A 949-nucleotide genomic window follows, 5' to 3' on the forward strand; every position below is an offset into this window, starting at 1 on the left:
GAAACCCGGGGCGGTTCAGGTTGGGATGCCAGGCACAAGAACGCTATGGCGGTGCTCAGTGACTTTTTTCGCAGCGACCAAAGCTTGTCTATTTCGGAATATCAGTGCCAGTATTCGAGCATTAACGTGCCCCGTCGGATCAACCCGATTAACCGGATCCCCCCCACAGTACCCATACGCATTCACCCCACCCTCACCAAACGGGCTCAGACTGTCCGGGCTGTTGAACCTCATCAACACCGGGTTAAACGCCCGATACCCATTCCCCAGCAAATAGTGCCCCGTCACCGGGTCAACCCGCTGGCCAGTAAAGCCCGGCAGGCTTGCGCGGCCTGAAGGATGACGATGTCCGTAAGGCGTGTAGGCAAACTCCAACCCCTGAGCGGCAATCACTGACTGCTGTTGATCCGTCGCCAACAGCGCGCCGTCGCGCTGATTATTTTCTGCACTCAGGCACGCCAGCAAATGCTCATCCGTGCGCATAAGCGTGTGCTGGACCTGCCCCTGAATCTGCGTAGCCAAGAGTGTCTTCTGATAAAAAAGGCGAGTGCTGCCCTGCCCCGCGGCCGAACAATCGGCCAGGCGATCCAATGGATCGTAGCGATAAACACAGAGCACGGATTGCCCAGACGAAGCCATGGCTTCACTCCTTTGAAGTCACCCATGGCAGCAAGTCTGGGCTGACTATCTGCTTGCGCCCAGCTAGCAGAACTACTAGGTGCCAGGCCGAAAGGCGCTGAACACAGTCATGCCGGCGCACAGACCGAAGCGCCCTTCACTCATTGATGGGCGTGACTTAAACGCAACAAAACTTATTATCAGCGTCATGGTTAAAAGGCGCTCCGCCTACCCCTTTAACCAACTGGGTGGTTGGCCATTATCGGAATCGATTTGACGCGCCCGCCCGCTTCTCGATAGTGCCACTGCCACCTCTAAGAGGGTGTAGACA

1 pseudogene is annotated in these 949 nt (G+C 56.7%); it reads right to left on the minus strand.

Annotation, left to right across the window (positions count from 1 at the left end):
- Positions 1 to 99: 99 nt before the first annotated feature.
- Positions 100 to 639: pseudogene (locus tag ALO64_RS12260) on the minus strand (RHS repeat-associated core domain-containing protein); the annotation flags it as partial.
- Between the last annotated feature and the right edge of the window lie 310 nt (positions 640 to 949).

The sequence above is a fragment of the Pseudomonas meliae genome (genome assembly GCF_001400515.1).
GTDB classification, from domain to species: domain Bacteria; phylum Pseudomonadota; class Gammaproteobacteria; order Pseudomonadales; family Pseudomonadaceae; genus Aquipseudomonas; species Aquipseudomonas amygdali.